Origin of the sequence: Massilia sp., from assembly GCF_032106685.1 — a bacterium.
GTDB lineage: Bacteria > Pseudomonadota > Gammaproteobacteria > Burkholderiales > Burkholderiaceae_D > Telluria.
Genome location: NZ_DAMCPG010000001.1, coordinates 390,248 through 407,358, shown reverse-complemented (window position 1 = coordinate 407,358; position 17,111 = coordinate 390,248). Strand labels below are relative to the sequence as shown.

12 protein-coding genes and 1 tRNA gene are annotated in these 17,111 nt (G+C 64.9%); 4 read left to right on the top strand and 9 right to left on the bottom strand.

What is annotated here, in order from left to right; translation table 11 throughout:
* The first annotated feature begins 130 nt into the window (after positions 1-130).
* A tRNA-Asp gene (locus RT688_RS01820) sits at positions 131-207 on the top strand.
* Positions 208-389: 182 nt separating this feature from the next.
* On the opposite strand, the gene RT688_RS01815 is transcribed toward RT688_RS01820, so the two are convergent.
* The 7 genes from RT688_RS01815 to RT688_RS01785 all read right to left on the bottom strand — a co-directional run bounded on the left by RT688_RS01815 (position 390) and on the right by RT688_RS01785 (position 11,558).
* Positions 390-1,553 carry a GGDEF domain-containing protein gene (locus RT688_RS01815; protein WP_313703140.1) on the bottom strand — a complete coding sequence of 388 codons (1,164 nt, stop codon included), beginning with the start codon at positions 1,551-1,553 and terminating at the stop codon, positions 390-392.
* Positions 1,554-1,823: 270 nt separating this feature from the next.
* A complete protein-coding gene (locus tag RT688_RS01810) occupies positions 1,824-4,073 on the bottom strand; it encodes a YgiQ family radical SAM protein (RefSeq protein WP_409521867.1) in 2,250 nt (749 codons plus the stop codon).
* A 166-nt stretch (positions 4,074-4,239) separates the two neighbouring features.
* Complete coding sequence (locus RT688_RS01805; RefSeq protein WP_313703138.1) at positions 4,240-4,533, bottom strand: DUF4404 family protein; 294 nt, start codon at positions 4,531-4,533, stop codon at positions 4,240-4,242.
* 12 nt (positions 4,534-4,545) lie between these two features.
* Positions 4,546-4,758: a VF530 family protein gene (locus RT688_RS01800; protein WP_312547380.1), complete on the bottom strand. Its 213-nt coding sequence runs from the start codon at positions 4,756-4,758 to the stop codon at positions 4,546-4,548.
* A gap of 189 nt (positions 4,759-4,947) precedes the next feature.
* Complete coding sequence (locus tag RT688_RS01795; RefSeq protein ID WP_313703137.1) at positions 4,948-7,068, bottom strand: M3 family metallopeptidase; 2,121 nt, start codon at positions 7,066-7,068, stop codon at positions 4,948-4,950.
* 141 nt (positions 7,069-7,209) lie between these two features.
* Positions 7,210-9,333, bottom strand: coding sequence for a M3 family metallopeptidase (locus RT688_RS01790; protein ID WP_313703136.1), 2,124 nt, complete (start codon positions 9,331-9,333; stop codon positions 7,210-7,212).
* An 89-nt stretch (positions 9,334-9,422) separates the two neighbouring features.
* Positions 9,423-11,558 (bottom strand): M3 family metallopeptidase, encoded by a 2,136-nt coding sequence (locus tag RT688_RS01785; RefSeq protein WP_313703135.1) that lies wholly within the window; start codon positions 11,556-11,558, stop codon positions 9,423-9,425.
* 217 nt (positions 11,559-11,775) lie between these two features.
* Between RT688_RS01785 and RT688_RS01780 the strand changes: the two genes are divergently transcribed.
* Positions 11,776-13,071 carry an FAD-dependent oxidoreductase gene (locus tag RT688_RS01780; protein WP_313703134.1) on the top strand — a complete coding sequence of 432 codons (1,296 nt, stop codon included), beginning with the start codon at positions 11,776-11,778 and terminating at the stop codon, positions 13,069-13,071.
* Positions 13,072-13,209: 138 nt separating this feature from the next.
* Here RT688_RS01780 and RT688_RS01775 read toward each other — a convergent pair whose 3' ends face one another.
* On the bottom strand, positions 13,210-13,413 hold the full coding sequence (locus RT688_RS01775; RefSeq protein ID WP_313703133.1) for a SlyX family protein: 204 nt from the start codon (positions 13,411-13,413) through the stop codon (positions 13,210-13,212).
* A gap of 25 nt (positions 13,414-13,438) precedes the next feature.
* Positions 13,439-15,520: a UvrD-helicase domain-containing protein gene (locus RT688_RS01770; protein ID WP_313703132.1), complete on the bottom strand. Its 2,082-nt coding sequence runs from the start codon at positions 15,518-15,520 to the stop codon at positions 13,439-13,441.
* A 69-nt stretch (positions 15,521-15,589) separates the two neighbouring features.
* Between RT688_RS01770 and modA the strand changes: the two genes are divergently transcribed.
* Together modA and modB are read left to right on the top strand one after the other, a co-directional pair.
* Entirely contained in the window at positions 15,590-16,360 is a 771-nt protein-coding gene (gene modA, locus RT688_RS01765) for a molybdate ABC transporter substrate-binding protein (RefSeq protein WP_313703131.1), read from the top strand.
* On the top strand, positions 16,357-17,055 hold the full coding sequence (modB, locus tag RT688_RS01760) for a molybdate ABC transporter permease subunit (RefSeq protein WP_313703130.1): 699 nt from the start codon (positions 16,357-16,359) through the stop codon (positions 17,053-17,055). Before modA ends, modB begins: the two co-directional genes overlap by 4 nt.
* The last annotated feature ends 56 nt before the right edge of the window (positions 17,056-17,111 follow it).

Here is a 17,111-nt window from a genome sequence, read left to right as displayed (position 1 = left end):
AATACCGGCCTGTCACGCCGGGGGTCGCGGGTTCGAGCCCCGTCCGCTCCGCCAGCATGAAAGAGAAGGGTCCGATAAATCGGGCCTTTTTTCTTGTCTTAGTAGTGGTCTTCGCAAGACCGAAAAAACTGGAGCGGTAGTTCAGTTGGTTAGAATACCGGCCTGTCACGCCGGGGGTCGCGGGTTCGAGCCCCGTCCGCTCCGCCAGCTTCAAGAAAGAAGGGTCCGATTCGTCGGACCCTTCTTTCGTTTACGCGTCGTAGGGTTGGACAGCTTCGCTGCCCACGCGGTGATCGATAGCGCCAAGATCGTCGCGCCCGCGCTGGTACCGCCAACAATCACCGCGTGGGCAAAACATCCGGGCTGCTGGCCCGGATGGTTTGCCCACCCTAAGCCGCGCGCCTGACCGCCCCACCCTCTTCGATCCGGTTACGTCCATTGCGCTTGGCCGCATACAGCCCGCGGTCGGCGCGCGCCAGCGCCGCCGGCAGGTCTTCGTTGGATTCGATCACGACAAGGCCGATACTGACCGTCATCGTGTAGTGGTTGCCGCAGGTGAGCAGGCGGATCTCCATCGTCGCCTGGCGCAGGCGCTCGGCGGCCTGCATGGCGCCGGCCAGGTCGGTGCCGGGCAGCGCCAGCGCGAACTCCTCGCCGCCCATGCGTCCCAGGATATCGTGTTCGCGCAGGATGCCGTCCGTGGTGCGGGCGAACAGCAGCAGCGCCTCGTCGCCGGTGGCGTGGCCGAAACGGTCGTTGAGCTGCTTGAAGTGGTCGATGTCGAGCATCAGGAGCGCGATCGGCTGGCGCTGGCGCAGCGCCAGCATGCGCGCCGCGTCGGCGCGGGCGAGGAATTCGCGCCGGTTCAGGAGGCCCGTCAGGTCGTCGGTGCTGGCCAGGCGCTTCATGGCGGCGTCGTTGCGCTGCTTGCACATCAGCAGGAAGCCGAAGCCGTTCACGATCATTAGCGCGTAGCCGGAGATGTAGGCAGTGAACTGGGTGGCCCCGAGTTCGAACAGGTCGAGCTGGCCCCGCTCGACGGCGCCTGCCGCCCAGACGACGATCGCCAGCCCGAATACCGCATCGTTGACGCCGATGATACGCTGCAGCAGTGACGGATTCTTCAGCGCCGGATGCAACAGCACATAGGCGGTCGAGATCGCACATAAGGCGAACAGGAAGGAAATCAGGAGCATCAGCTCGCTGTAACTGGCGCCCGCCAATGGCGCGGTGCAGGCCACCAGCAGCGCCAGGCCGGCCAGCGGATAAACGATGCGCTGCCAGTTGCGGAACCCGAAGAAGGTGCAGTAGGCCGCGACCTCGAGCGCGAGGCCGGCTATCCAGCCGACCGGTTCGAGCAAGACCAGGACCGGCACGCCCAACTGCGGACGTGCAAAGGCCATCAATTGGGTAGCGCCCGCGATCAGGCGCGCCCAGGTCCAGATGCGCAGGCCGGGGCTGGGTTCGGTGTCGCGTATGTAGGCGACCATCAGCAAGGCAAACGAAATGTTGCCGATGCCGAGCGCCAGCATGAAAGTTTGGATGTCGATCACTGCGCGTTCCTTGCGGGAGCGTCATTGCCGCCGCGCCGCACGCTTCCGGTGCAACGCTATCAAATTCACAACAACTATTTCCTAAAGGAACTATATTACAGACTTTCGTATGCTCCGTACGCACAATTGAAAGATTTAGGCGATGTCCTCGACTCCCAAGCCCGTACTGACGATCAAGACATGTCTATGCATGTCGCCAACGGACAACAACCGTGAAAAAGGCCAGTGCACGCATGGCGACGTGGCTGGCCTGACCGTGTTCCAGAACGTTTATTTGCGTCCGGCTTTCGGTTTCGCCTTGATGGTCGACAGGATCGAAGGCCGGTTCTTCTCCAGCGCGGCAGGCGCTCCACGGCCGCCGGCCTGGGCACGTTCCGGCTGGCGCCGCGCATTGGCCGCGATCTGGTGCGGCTGCGGCATGCCGTTGCCGCGCTTGCGCTCGCCCTGCGGCGCCGTGGTCTGGCGCGCGCCGGTCTGGCGTGCGGGCTGCTGGCGTGCGCCGGTCTCGCGCACCGCGCCCGCTCCGCCCTCTTCCGACGGATGCCAGGCCGGCACCAGGTGGCGCTCGCCATTGCCGATCAGGTCGCCGCGGCCTATCTTGGTCAGGGTTTCGCGCAGGATCGGCCAGTTCTCCGGGTGGTGGTAGCGCAGGAAAGCTTTATGGGCCTTGCGCATCTTGCCGCTGCGCGCGGTCTCCACGGTTTCCGAATCGTCCGTCACCTTGTGCAGCGGATTCTTGCGGCTGTGGTACATGGTCGTCGCCATCGCCATCGGCGTCGGCGTGAAGGTCTGCACCTGGTCGAGCTTGAAGTTGTTCTTCTTCAGCCACAGGGCCAGGTTCAGCATGTCCTCATCCGTGCTGCCCGGGTGGGCGGCGATGAAATAGGGGATCAGGTACTGCTTCTTGCCCGCTTCCAGCGAATACTTGTCGAACAGGCGCTTGAATTCGTCGTAGGCGCCGATGCCCGGCTTCATCATCTTCGACAGGGTGCCCTGCTCGGTGTGTTCCGGCGCGATTTTCAGCAGGCCGCCCACGTGGTGGGTGACCAGTTCCTTCACGTATTCCGGCGAGCGCACGGCCAGGTCGTAGCGCAGGCCCGAGCCGATCAGGATCTTCTTGATGCCGGGGATGGCGCGCGCCTTGCGGTACAGCGAGATCAGCTTGCTGTGGTCGGTACCCAGGTTGCTGCAGATGGTCGGGTACACGCAGGACAGGCGGCGGCAGGATTCCTCGATCTTCTTGTCCTTGCAGGCCAGGCGGTACATGTTCGCGGTCGGGCCGCCGAGGTCGGTGATCGTGCCGGCAAAGTTCTTCGTCGTGTCGCGGATCAGCTCGATCTCGCGCAGGATCGACGGCTCCGAGCGGCTCTGGATGATGCGGCCCTCGTGCTCGGTGATCGAGCAGAAGGTGCAGCCACCGAAGCAGCCGCGCATGATGTTGACCGAATAGCGGATCATTTCCCAGGCCGGGATGTGGGCCTTGCCGTAGCTCGGGTGCGGTGCGCGCGCATACGGCAGGTCGTAGACGTTGTCCATCTCGTCCATGGCCAGCGGCAGCGGCGGCGCATTGAGCCAGACGTCGCGGTCGCCGTGCGCCTGCACCAGGGCGCGCGCATTGCCCGGGTTCGATTCCAGGTGGAAGACGCGCGAGGCGTGCGCGTACATCACCGGGTCCTCGCTGACGGTTTCGAAGGACGGCAGGCGCACCACGGTCTTGCGTGCTTGCTCGCGCTTGGCGGCCTGGCGCTCTTCGCGCGTCATGATGAGGACCGGCTTGACTTCCGGTTCCGGCGCGGCGTTGTCGAGCGCGCAGGCCTTCGGGTCTTCCAGCGCCATCGCATACGGATTCGGCTGCTTGTCGATGCGACCCGGCACGTCCACGCGCGTGGAATTGTGCACGCTCCACTCCGCGTCCGGCAGCCAGCCTTGCGGCACCAGGAAGGCGGTACCGCGCAGGTCGCGGATGTTCTTGATGTTCTCCCCGGCCGCGATGCGGCGCGTCAGGTCCACCAGGGCGCGCTCGGCGTTACCGAAGATCAGCAGATCGGCCTTCGACTCGAACAGCACCGAGCGGCGCACCTTGTCCGACCAGTAGTCGTAGTGGGCGATGCGGCGCAGCGAGGCCTCGATCGAGCCGATGATGACCGGCACGCCGGGATAGGCTTCGCGCACGCGCTGGGCATACACCGTCACCGCGCGGTCCGGCCGCTTGTTCGGCTCGGCGTTAGGCGTATACGCGTCGTCCGAGCGGATTTTCCTGTCAGCCGTATACCGGTTGACCATCGAGTCCATGTTGCCGGCGGTGATGCCCCAATACAGATTCGGCTTGCCGAGCGCGCGGAAGGGATCCACGGAAGTCCAGTCCGGCTGGCTGATGATGCCGACCTTGTAGCCCTGCGCCTCGAGCAGGCGGCCGACCAGCGCCATGCCGAAGCTCGGATGGTCGATGTAGGCGTCGCCGGTGACGAGGATGATGTCGCACGAATCCCAGCCCAATGCGTCCATTTCGGCGCGGGTCATCGGGAGGAAAGGCGCGGCGGGTGCGCGGCTGGAGCGCTTGGGCACGCTCGCGAAGAGATTGGTTGGGGAGTTCATTGGCCGGCATTGTACCGGAAAACCATTTTTCCGGCTGCTCCCCGGCCTTAAAAATGGCTTGAATATCAATGACTTGTGGTTGAGATGCCGCTTAAATCCCCATGCTCGACAGGATATTGCCGAGTTCGCGCAGCGTGGTCGCCACGTTCGGATGGCGCGCGGTGAAGCGGGCACTCAGTTCCTGGGTGCGCGAACCCAGGCCGTAGGTGTTGGCGTCCAGGTCCTGGTCGGCGCGGCGTTCCAGCACCTGCTTGATGTCGCCGTCGAGCTGGCGCAGCAGCATCTGCAGTTCCTCGTCGACCTGCTCGGTCTCGGACAGGCTGCGGTGCAGCGTTTTGAGGTGCGCCTTCAGGTTCGATTCGTTCGATTCGTTCTCGTTCAGCATGTCTTTCTCGCTCTAGTTGGGGAAGCGGGTCTCGAGATACAGCTTCTCGACCTGCTCGCGCGCCCAGGGCGTGCGGCGCAGGAACTTCAGGCTCGACTTGATGCTCGGATCTTTTTGAAAGCAGTTGATGTCGATCCGGCGGCCGAGTCCGTCCCAGCCATAGTGCTCGACCAGGCGGGTTAACAGTGATTCTAAGGTAATACCGTGCAGAGGTTGAGCACTCATCGCTTGGGGTGGTTCGTCGTGGTGGAAAACGGGTGATTTATACACCGGATCGTGGTGTGCATGGACACGAAAGAACGCGTGGGCACAAGTGCCCACCCTACGCTTGCCGCCTTTCGTAGGGTGGGCACCCGTGCCCACGCGGTGATCGCTACCGGCCGATCGCTCGCGACCGCGCCGGTATCAACTGACTTACTCGCCCGTCAAACCACGGCGCTCCAGCAGCGGCTGCACTTGCGCATCGCGCCCGCTGAAGTTGCGGTACATCTGCATCGCGTCGAGCGTGCCGCCGCGCGAGAGCAGGGTCTTGCGGAAGTGGTCGCCGTTCTTGCGGGTCAGGCCGCCATGCTCCTTGAACCAGTTGACGGTGTCGGCGTCCAGCTTCTCGGCCCACAGGTAGCCGTAGTAGCCGGCCGAATAGCCGCCCGAGAAGGTGTGCGAGAAGTAGGTAGTGCGGTAGCGCGGCGGCACCAGCGCGAAGTCCACGCCCGCTTTCTTCAGCGCTTCAGCCTCGAAGGCCAGCACGTCGGTCGGGATCTGGTTCGGCGCCAGCTGGTGCCAGGCCTGGTCCAGCAGCGACGCGGCCAGGTACTCGGTGGTGCGGAAGCCTTCGTTGAACTGGGCGGACGCCTGCACTTTATCCAGCAGTTCCTTCGGCATCGGCTCGCCGGTCTGGTAGTGCTTGGCGTAATTCGCCAGCACTTCCGGCCAGGCCATCCACATCTCGTTCACCTGCGACGGGAACTCGACGTAGTCGCGCGGCACGCGCGCCAGGCGCGGGTATTTCACTTCCGAGAACATGCTGTGCAGCGCGTGGCCGAACTCGTGGAAGGTGGTGCGCACTTCGTCGTAGGTGAGCAGGGTCGGCTCGCCCGCGGCCGGCTTGGCGATGTTCAGGTTGTTGGCGATGACGGGTTTCGTGCCCAGGAGCTTAGCTTGGCCGACCAGGGCATTGGCCCAGGCGCCGCCGCGCTTGTTCGAGCGCGCGTACGGGTCGAAGGTGAAGATCGCCAGCTGGCTGCCGTCGGCGTCGAACACGTCGAAGGTGCGCACGTCCTCGACATAGGTCGGCAGGTCCTTGCGTTCCTTGAAGGTCAGGCCGAACTCTTTGTTTGCGGCGAAGAACACGCCGTCCTGCAGCACGCGGTTCAGCTCGAAGTAGGGGCGCAGCTGGCCGGCGTCGAAGGCGTAGCGCTGCTGGCGCACCTTGTCGCTGTAGAAGGCCCAGTCGTGGGCGGCGGCCTGGAAGCCGCCTTTCTCGGCATCGATCGCCTTCTGGATCTCGGCCGCTTCCTTCCTGGCGTTGTTCACGGCCGGCTTGGCGAATTCGGCCAGCAGCTTGTTGACGGCGCCGGTGGTCTTCGCGGTCTGGTCTTCCAGGTTGTAGGCGGCGTAGTTCGGGTAGCCCAGCAGCACGGCGCGTTCGGCGCGCAGCTTGGCGATCTGCAGCACGATGTTCTTGTTGTCGAACTCGCCGCCGCGCGAGCCGCGCGCCAGCGATGCGGCCAGCAGTTTTTCGCGGGTGGCGCGGTTGGTCAGTACCGACAGGCCGGCCTGCTGGGTCGTGTTCACGACCGGGATCACGAACTTGCCGTCCAGGCCGCGCTTCTTGGCTTCAGCCGCGGCGGCGTCGATCTGCTTGTCCGACATGCCGGCCAGTTCGGCGCGGGTGTCGACCACCAGCGCCGAGGCGTTGGCTTCCTTCAGCACGTTCTGGGCGAACTGGGTCGACAGCGCGGCCAGCTGGCCGTTCATCGCCTTCAGCTTGTCCTTGTCGGCGCTTGAGAGCTGGGCGCCGGCGCGCACGAAGTCGGTGTGGTAGCGCTCGAGCAGGTATTTCGACTCGGCGTCCAGGTTCAGCTTGTCGCGCTTGTCGTACAGCGCCTTGATGCGCGCGTACAGCTTCGGGTTCAGGCGGATCGCATCGTTGTGGGCAGCCTGCTTCGGCGCCAGTTCCTTGGCCAGCGCCTGCAGGGTGTCGTTCGTGTACGAGCCTTGCAGGGTGCCGAAGGCCGCGCCGACACGGTCGAGCAGGCGGCCCGAGCGCTCCATGGCGACGATGGTGTTCTCGAACGTGGGCGCCGCCTTGTTGTTGGCGATCGCTTCGATCTCGGCCGCTTCCTGGCGCATGCCTTCGGCAAACGCGGGCGCGAAGTGCTCGTTCTTGATCTTGTCGAACGGCGGGTACTGGAACTGCAGGGTGCTCGGCTTGGCGAACGGGTTCGACGCTTCGAGCATCGACGCCGGTTCGGCATAGGCCAGGTTCGCGACGGCGACGCTGGCGGCGATCAACAACATTTGGGGACGATTCATAAACACTTTCTTCTCGAATAACCCGGGCGGTCACCGAAGCCACCCGTAGGGTGGGCACTCCGTGCCCACGCGTGACCTGTGATCATTGTTGGCGGCACAAACGATGGACCCGAGGCCCAACCGCCAGCCCGCCACGTTCGATCACTCCGCCGTCAATCCACGACGCTCCAGCAGCGGTCCGATTTCCGGATCGCGGCCGCGGAAGGAACGGTACATCTCGACCGCGTCCATGGTGCCGCCCTTCGACAGCACCATCTGGCGGAAGCGCTCGCCGTTCTTGCGCAGCAGGCCGCCGTTTTCCTTGAACCACTCGCCGGCGTCGGCATCCAGGCGCTCGGCCCACAGGTAGCTGTAGTAGCCGGCCGAGTAGCCGCCCGCGAAGGCGTGCGAGAAGTAGGTCGTGCTGTAGCGCGGCGGGACCGGGCCGAAGTCCAGGCCGGCCTCCTTCAGCGCCTGCGCCTCGAAACTCTTCACGTCGGTCGGGATCGCCTTCGAGCCCAGCTGGTGCCATTTCTGGTCCAGCACCGCGGCCGCCAGGTATTCGGTGGTGCGGTAGCCCTCGTTGAAGCGCTGCGACGCGCGCAGTTTATCGAGCAGTTCCTTCGGCATCGGCGCGCCGGTCTGGTAGTGCTTGGCATAATTCGCCAGCACTTCCGGCCAGGCCATCCACATCTCGTAGACCTGCGACGGCAGCTCGACGTAGTCGCGCGGCACGCTGGTGCCCGAGAAGCGCGGGTACTTCACGTTCGAGAACCAGCCATGGGTGCCGTGGCCGAATTCGTGGAAGGTGGTGCGCACTTCGTCCCAGGTCAGCAGGGTCGGCTCGCCGGCGGCCGGCTTGACCAGGTTCAGGTTGTTGGTGATGACCGGCTTGTTACCCAGCAGCTTGCTCTGGGTGACCAGGGCGCTCATCCAGGCGCCGCCGCGCTTGTTCGCGCGCGCATACGGGTCGACGACAAAAATCGCCAGGTGGGTGCCGTTCTCTTCGAAGATGTCGTACACGCGCACGTCCGGGTCGTAGACCGGCAGGTCTTTGCGCTCCTTGAAGGTGATGCCCCACAGCTGGTTGGCGGCGAAGAAGGCGCCGTTCAGGACGTTGTTGAACTCGAAATAGGGCTTCAGTTCGTTCGCATCGAAGGCGTACTTGGCGGCGCGCACCTTGTCGCTGTAGTAGTTCCAGTCGGAGGCCGCGACCTTGAAACCGCCATTCTCGGCATCGATCACCTGCTGGATCTCGGCCGCTTCCTTGCCGGCGTTGCGCACGGCCGGCACGGTCAGGTCGGACAGCAGCTTGTTGACGGCGCCGGTGGTCTTGGCGGTCTGGTCCTCCAGCGAATAGGCGGCGTGGCTCTCGAAGCCGAGCAGCTCGGCGCGTTCGGCGCGCAGCTTGGCCAGCTTCAGCACGACGTCGCGGTTGTCGAACTCGCCGCCGCGCGAACCGCGCGCCATCGACAGGGTCAACAGTTTCTCGCGGGTGCCGCGATTGCTCAGGGTCGACATCAAGGGCTGCTGGGTCGTGTTCACGACCGGGAACACGAACTTGCCTTCCAGGCCGCGCTTCTTGGCTTCGGCGGCGGCGGCGGCGATCGCCTTTTCAGGCAGGCCGGCCAGTTCCTCGCGGGTGTCGACCACGAAGGCCGAGGCGTTCACTTCCTTCAGCACGTTCTGGCTGAACTGGGTCTGCAGGGCGGCCAGCTGGCTGTTCATCGCCTTCAGCTTGGCCTTGTCCGCTTCGGACAGCTGGGCGCCGGCGCGCACGAAGTCCTTGTGGTAGCGCTCGACCAGGTAGGCCGATTCGGCGTCGAGCTTGAGGCTGGCACGTTTGTCGTACAGGGCCTTGATGCGGGCGTACAGTTTCGGGTTCAGGCGGATCGAGTCGGCATGCGCGGCCAGCTTCGGCGCCAGCTCCTTGTCCAGCGCCTGCAGCTGGTCGTTGGTGTAGGAGCCGATCAGGGTCTGGAACACGGCCTGCACGCGGGTCAGCAGCTGGCCCGAGCGCTCCATCGCGACGATGGTGTTCTCAAAAGTAGGCGCGGCCTTGTTGTTGGCGATCGCTTCGACTTCGGCGGCATGCTGGCGCATGCCTTCGGCGAATGCGGGTGCGAAGTGTTCGTTCTTGATCTTGTCGAAGGCCGGGTAGCCGTATTGCAGGGTGCTCGGCTTGGCGAACGGGTTGGCGGCGTCGAGCGCGGCGCTCGGTGCGGCCCAGGCGAGGTTGGCCATGGCGACGCTGGCGGCGATCAGGAGCATGCGGGGACGATTCATGTGTCTCTGTTTATGGTGGTGGTGAATGATGTGGTGATGCATGCCGGCCTGTCTCCCGGCCGGCATGCACGCGAAGCGGGCGCCTGGAATTACTGCGCCGTCAGGCCACGACGTTCGAGCAGGGGCTCGATGATCGGATCGCGGCCGCGGAAGTTGCGGAACAGGTCCATCGCCTCGGCGGTGCCGCCGCGCGACAGCAGCGTCTTGCGGAAGTGGTCGCCGTTCTTGCGCGACAGGCCGCCGTTCTCGGTGAACCACTGCACGGTGTCGGCGTCGAGCTTTTCGCTCCACAGGTAGGCGTAGTAGCCGGCCGAGTAGCCGCCGTTCATCGAGTGCGAGAAATAGGTCGTGCGGTAGCGCGGCGGCACCGGCGCGAAGTCGACGCCGGCGTCCTTCAGCGCCTTCGCTTCGAAGGCGAGGACGTCGGTCGGCACCTGGGCCGGGGTCAGCTGGTGCCATTTCTGGTCGAGCAGCGAGGCGGCCAGGTATTCGGTCGTCATGAAGCCCTGGTTGAACTTCTTGGACGCGACCACCTTCTCCAGCAGTTCCTTCGGCATCGGCGCGCCGGTCTTGTAGTGCTTGGCGTAGTTGGCCAGCACTTCCGGCCAGATCGCCCACATCTCGTTGACCTGCGACGGATACTCGACGAAGTCGCGCGGCACGTTGGTGCCCGAGAAGTGCGGGTACTTCACGTCCGAGAACATGCCGTGCAGCGCATGGCCGAACTCGTGGAAGGCGGTACGCACCTCGTCGTAGGTCATCAGGGTCGGCTCGCCAGCGGGCGGCTTCGGGATGTTCAGGTGGTTGCCGACGACCGGGTGCTTGCCCAGCAGGTGGGACTGCGAGACGTACTCGTTCATCCAGGCCCCGCCCTGCTTGTTGGCGCGCGCGTAGGGGTCGAAGATGAAGATCGCGAGCGGCTTGCCGTTGGCGTCGATGACGTCGAAGGTGCGCACGTCCGGATCGTAGACCGGCAGGTCCTTGCGTTCCTTGAAGGTGATGCCGTATTCCTTGGTCGCGGCGAAGAACACGCCGTTGACCAGGACGTTGTTCATCTCGAAATACGGGCGCAGCTGGTTCTCGTCGAAGTTGTACTGGGCGGCGCGTACCTTGTCCGTGTAGAAGGCCCAGTCGTGGGCGGCGACCTTGAAGTTGCCTTTTTCGGCATCGATGATCTTCTGGATCTCGCCGGCTTCCTTTTTCGCGTTGTCGACGGCCGGCTTGGCCAGTTCGGCCAGCAGCTTGTTGACGGCGGCCGGGTTCTTCGCGGTTTCCAGTTCCTGCGAATAGGCGGCGTAGTTCGGGTAGCCCAGCAAGGTGGCGCGTTCGGCGCGCAGCTTCACCAGTTTCAGCACCAGGTCGCGCGAATCGAATTCGCCGCCGCGGCTGCCGCGGTTCATCGAGGCGGCCTGCAGGCGCTCGCGCACGGATCGATTCGTCAAGCTCGCCAGCGGCGGCTGGATGGTGGTGTTGACGATGGCGATCACGTACTTGCCGTCCAGGCCGCGCTTCTTTGCTTCGGCGGCGGCGGCATTGATCTCGGCGTCCGACAGGCCGGCCAGTTCCTCGCGGGTGTCGACGACCAGCGCCGAGGCATTCGCTTCCTTCAGCACGCGCTGCGAGAACTCGGACTGCAGGGAAGCGATCTGGCCGTTGTAGGCCTTCAGCTTCTCCTTGTCGGCGGCGGACAGCTTGGCGCCGGCACGCACGAATTCCTTGTAGTAGCGATCGAGCAGGAAGGCCGATTCGGCATCCAGGCCCAGACTCGCGCGCTTGTTGTACAGGGTCTCGACGCGCTTGAACAGTTTCGGGTTCAGGTGGATGGCGTCGCTGTGCGCCGCCAGCTTGGGCGACATCTCGCGGTCGATCGCATCCAGGCGGTCGTTGGTGTTGGCGGTCTGCAGGTTCGAGAACACGGCGGCCACGCGCGAGAGCATCTGGCCCGAGCGCTCCAGCGCGACGATGGTGTTATCGAAAGTCGGCGCCGCCTTGTTGTCGGCGATGCTCGCCACTTCGCGCAGCTGTTCGCGCATGCCGGCGGCGTAGGCCGGCAGGAAGTGCTCGTCCTTGATCTTGTCGAAGGCCGGGTAGTTGAACGGCAGCGCGCTCGGCTTGGCGAAGGGATTGGAGGCATCCAGGGTGGCGCCGGAGCCGGCGGGAGCAGCAAAGGCCGTGCCGGCGAACGCCAGGCTGGCCGCGATGATGAGCATTTGTGGACGTTTCATGGTCTCTCTCACGAACTCGAAGGGACTGCCCGCGGGATCGCCGCCGACAGCTGCGCGCCAGATCATAGCAGGGTTTATTGCCCTGTCGTCACTGTGAAACAAAAGCATACAAACATGTATATACAAGTGTATGCATGCTGTCATGACGTCGCGCGGCCGGGCGGCGCGGCATGCGGGCCGTGGTAGCATCGGCGCCTCCCCGACTGCGCTTCCGTCCATGCTTCCCCTTTCACCTTTCTATGACGCCATCGTCGTCGGCAGCGGTCCCGGCGGCGCCAGCAGCGCACGCGCGCTGGCCCATGCCGGCCTGCGCGTGCTGGTGCTGGAACAGGGCGGCGCCGAGCCTTTACAAGGCACGGTGACGCAGATGGCGGCAATGGCCGCCGTCCCCGGCAAGGGCGCCTATGTCCATCGCGACGCCTCGCTGCTGGTGGCCGGCATCACGGCGGGCGGCAGCTCGGCGATCAACTTCGCCACCGCCGCACCGCCGCCACGTGACATGTTCGAGCGTCACGGCATCGACTTGGCGCCGGCCCTGGCCGCATTGCGCGCGGAGCTGCCGATGGCGCCCCTGCCCGACACGCTGATCGGCCCGATGGCCGCGCGCATGATGGCCGCCGCGCAGGCCATGGGGCTCGACTGGCGCAAGCTCGACAAGATGATCCGGCCCGCCGCCTGCCGCAGCGGCTGCTGGCGTTGCGTCTACGGCTGTCCGTTCGGCGCCAAGTGGACGGCGCGCGATTTTCTGGACGAGGCATGCCGCCATGGCGCCCAGCTGGTCGAACATGCCCGCGTGCTGCGCGTGCTGGTGGAGGATGGCCACGCCGCGGGCGTCGCCGTGCAGGTCGGCGGCGAAACCTTGACGATTGCGGCGGCTATCGTGGTGCTCGCCGCCGGCGGCCTGGGCAGCCCGCGCCTGCTGCACGCGTCAGGCCTGGGGCCGCGGCACGCGCCCTTCTTCAGCGATCCGGTGATCGCCGTGATGGGCAGCGTGGACGACATCGAGGGCGGCGCCGAGGTGCCGATGGCGGGCGGCTTGAGCCTGATTGACGAAGGCGTCGCGCTGGCCGATCTCACCCTGCCGCAACCGATGTACGCGGCCTTCGCGGCCCAGGTCGGCCGTTTTGATCGCCTGTTTGCGCACAAGCGCACCTTGTCGATGATGGTCAAGATCCGCGACGAGATCGGCGGCAAGGTGACGCCGCGCTGGGCCGACAAGCGGCTGACCGGGAGCGACCGCCAAAAACTGCGGCACGGCGTGGAGATGGCGCAGGCGATCCTGCGCCAGGCCGGCGCGCATCACATCTTCCAGTCCTGGCATTTTGCGGCGCATCCGGGCGGGAGCGTGCGCATCGGGGAGGGAGTGGATGCCGACCTGCAGACGGCAACCAAGGGCCTGTTCGTCTGCGACGCCTCGGTCATTCCGGAGCCGTGGGGCTTGCCGCCGACCTTGACGCTGCTGTGCCTGGGCAAGCGGCTGGGTGGGTGGATCAGTGAAAACCGGGGCTTGTAGGGTGGGTTCTTGAACCCACGCGGTACGGCGGATGCGCACACATTGCGTTTGCGATGGACGCCGACATAGATCACAAGGTGCGGCCGCGTGGGCTCGAGAGCCCACCCTACGCAAAGCAACGGTGCGCCACGGCCCTGCTCAATAATGCGGCGGCCGCTCGTTGATCGGGCTCTGCCCGGCTTCCTGCAGCGTGCGCACGTGCTCGGCCAGCTTGGTGACTATGGCCTCCAGTTGATCGATCCGGCGTGCCTGCTGGTAGACGGTCCCGTTCAGGGAATCGACCAGGTCTTCCTGCTGCGCGAGCTTGATTTCGATGTCGACAAAACGGTCTTCGTGGTCCACGGTGCTTCCCTGGTTTAAACGGGCATTATGACATCAGCTTGGCCGCATCCGGCTTCGGCGTATTGAGCAGCGCCTTCAAATTCGCCAGGCGCTCCTTCGGGCTGAGCACCTCGCTTTCCTTCGGCGGCGCATCGCCCTCGTCCAGCGCCATCTCCTTGATGAAGCGCGACGGGTCGCAGTGCACCAGCTCGCCGGCGCGCTTCCTCTTCTTGCACCAGGTGACCTGCAGCGTGCGCTGGGCGCGCGTGATGCCGACGTACATCAATCTCCGCTCTTCCTGGATGCGCGCGGCGATCTTCTCGATCGGGTCGTCGGGGTCGCCCTTGTGCGGCAGGATGCCCTCCTCGACGCCGACCAGGAACACGTGCGGATACTCCAGTCCCTTCGAGGCGTGCAGGGTCGACATGCGCACCGCGTCCTGCTCTTCGTCCTGGCCTTCCAGCATCGACATCAAGGCCACCATCTGCGTCAGCTCCAGCAGGTTCTTTTCTTCGCCAGTGCCGTCGCGTCCGCCTTTGCCGCGTTCCTTCAGCCAGTTGAGGAACTCCATGACGTTCTGCCACTTGGCCTGCGCCGCGCGGTCGTCGAAGTTCTCGTACAGGTAGTGCTCGTAATTCATCTCCTTCATCATGTCGTCCAGCACCTCGGCCGCATTTTCTCCGCTGCCGGACGGTCCGGGACGCGTGGCGCGGCTTTCCAGCTCGTCGATGAAGCGGCAGAAGTCGCGCAGCGGGTGCAATTGACGGTCCTGCAGTTTCGCTTCGATGCCGCCCTTGCCGGCGGCCTCGAACAGCGAGCAGTTCCACTGCTTGGAGAATTCGCCGAGCACCTCCAGCGTCGCCATGCCGACGCCGCGTTTCGGGGTCGTCACGGCGCGGATGAAGGCCGGGTCGTCGTCCTGGTTCGCGATCAGGCGCAGGTAGGCGATGATGTCCTTGATCTCGGCCTTGTCAAAAAAGCTCTGCCCGCCCGACATGGTGTAGGGGATGCGCTCCTTGCGCAGGGCCTGCTCGATCACGCGCGCCTGGTGGTTGCCGCGGTACAGGATCGCGTAGTCGGTCCACTTGTTCTTGCGCTGGAAATGGTCGGCCGAGATCATGATCGCGACCTGGTCGGCTTCCTGCTCGTCGCTCTGCATGCCGAGCACCTTGATCGGCTCGCCCAGGCCGTGTTCGGACCACAGCGACTTCTCGAACAGTTTCGGGTTGTTGCCGATGACGGCGTTGGCCGCCTGCAGGATGCGCGTGGTCGAGCGGTAGTTCTGCTCGAGCTTGATCACGCGCAGGTCCGGGAAGTCGGTCTGCAGGGTTTTCAGGTTTTCGACCGAGGCGCCGCGCCAGGCATAGATCGCCTGGTCGTCGTCGCCGACGGCCGTGAACATCGGCTTCTTGCCGAGGCCCGTCACCAGCAATTTCACCAGTTCGTACTGGCAGGTGTTGGTGTCCTGGTACTCGTCCATCAACAGGTAGCGCAGGCGGCGCTGCCAGCGGTCGCGGATCGGCTCGTTGTTGCGGAACAGCTCCACCGGCAGGCGGATCAGGTCGTCGAAGTCGACCGCCTGGTAGGCCTGCAGGGTGGCGACATAACTGCGGTAGATGCGGCCGGCCTGGGCCTCGTCCTCGTCCTTGGCCTGGTTGATGGCGTCGTCGGGATCGACCAGGCCGTTCTTCCACAGCGAGATCATGTTCTGGATGCGCCGCACTTCCTGCTTGTCGGTCGTGACGGCCAGGCTGGAGACGATGGTGTAGCAGTCGTCGCTGTCCATGATCGAGAATTTGTCCTTCAGGCCGACGCCGGCCGCCTCCTGGCGCAGGATTTTCACGCCCAGCGAGTGGAAGGTCGAGACCGTGATCTGCTTGGCCTGCTTCGGCTGTTTCAGCAGCTTGCCGATGCGCTCCTGCATCTCGAGCGCGGCCTTGTTGGTGAAGGTCAGCGCCGCGATCGTGCGCGGATCGTAGCCGCGGTCTTCGAGCATGTACGCGATCTTCTGGGTGATCACCCGCGTCTTGCCCGAGCCGGCGCCCGCCAGCACCAGGCAGGGGCCGTCGAGGTAGAGCACGGCTTCGCTTTGCGGCCCGTTCAGGCCGAACTTTGGTGCATTAGACATGGGAAATATTCTTGAGGACAGCCGAGCATTGTAGCGAAGCCGGGATGGCCGCGCGCTACAATGTTGGGCATGAAAAAATTCTTCGTACTGTTGCTGGCGAGCATGCTTGCCATGCCGGCGCTGGCGCGTCCGCTGCTGGTCGCCGCTGCCAGCGATCTCGGCTATTGTATCGATGAACTCGCTGCCGCGTACCGGAAAACCGCACCCGACGCCGAGCTGAAAGTCTCGCTTGGTGCATCTGGCAACTTTTTTGCGCAAATTCGCAACGGCGCGCCGTTCGAGGTCTTTCTCTCGGCCGACATGGACTACCCGCGCCAGCTGGCGAAACTTGGCGCGGCCGATGGCGCCACCCTTGCTCCCTACGCGGTCGGCCGCATCGCCCTGTGGACGCTCGACCCGCAGCTCGACCCGAACAAAGGCCTGGCCGCGCTGCTGGGCGACAAGCGCGTGCGCCGCTTCGCGATCGCCAACCCGATCACCGCGCCCTATGGCAAGGCGGCCAGGGCGGCGCTCGAGCGCGATGGCCTGTGGCAGGCGGCGCAAGCCAAGATCGTGATCGGCGAAAACATCGCCCAGACCGCGCAGTTCGTCCAGAGCGGCAACGCCCAGGCCGGCATCATTTCGTTTGCGACCCTGCACTCGACCAGGCTGAAGGGCGCCGGCCGCTATGCCCTCATCCCCCAGGATGGGCTGGCGCCGATCGAGCAAGGCGCCATCGTTACCCGCGCCGGCGCGGCCAACCCGCACGCGGCCGGCTTCCTGCGTTTCCTCGGCTCGCCCGAAGCGCGGGCCATCCTCGCACGCAACGGTTTCAACCTGCCGGCGGGCGCTGCCGAATGACGGATTGGCAGTTCCCGCCCGAGCTGTGGGACGCGATCGGCCTGACCCTGCGCCTGGCCTTCGTCACCTCGGCGGTGCTGTTGGTGATCGGCATTCCGCTCGCCAACTGGCTCAACAACAGCAAGCGCCGCGGCGTCATCTTCATCGAGACCCTGGTCAGCCTGCCGATCGTGCTGCCGCCGACCGTGATCGGCTTTTATTTGCTGATGCTGATGGCGCCGCAGCAGCCGCTGGGCGCGGCCTGGATGACGGTGTTCGGGCATTCGCTGCCGTTTTCCTTCGCCGGATTGGTGGCCGGCTCGGTCGTCTACAGCCTGCCCTTCGCGGTGCAGCCCTTCCAGGCGGCGTTTCGCGGCGTGGGACGCGAGATGGTGCAGTCGGCGCTGGCCCTGGGCCTGACCAAGCGGCAAGTCTTCTGGTCGATCGTGCTGCCGCTGTCGAAGCACGGCATCCTGACCGGGGTCTCGCTCAGCTTTGCCCACACGATGGGCGAGTTCGGCGTCGTGCTCATGCTCGGTGGGAATATCCCGGGACAGACCCGGGTCGCCTCGATCGCGCTCTACGATGAAGCGCAGAAGTTGAATTATGGCGCGGCGCACGCATATGCCCTGGTGTTGCTGGCCATTTCCTTTGCCATCCTGATCGGGATCGCTTTCCTGCAACGCAGGCAGAATGCGATCCTGCTGTCCAATTGAGCGGTAATCAAGAGCGTTTAACAAAGCCTTCATGGCAAGGCGCAGCATCGATGACA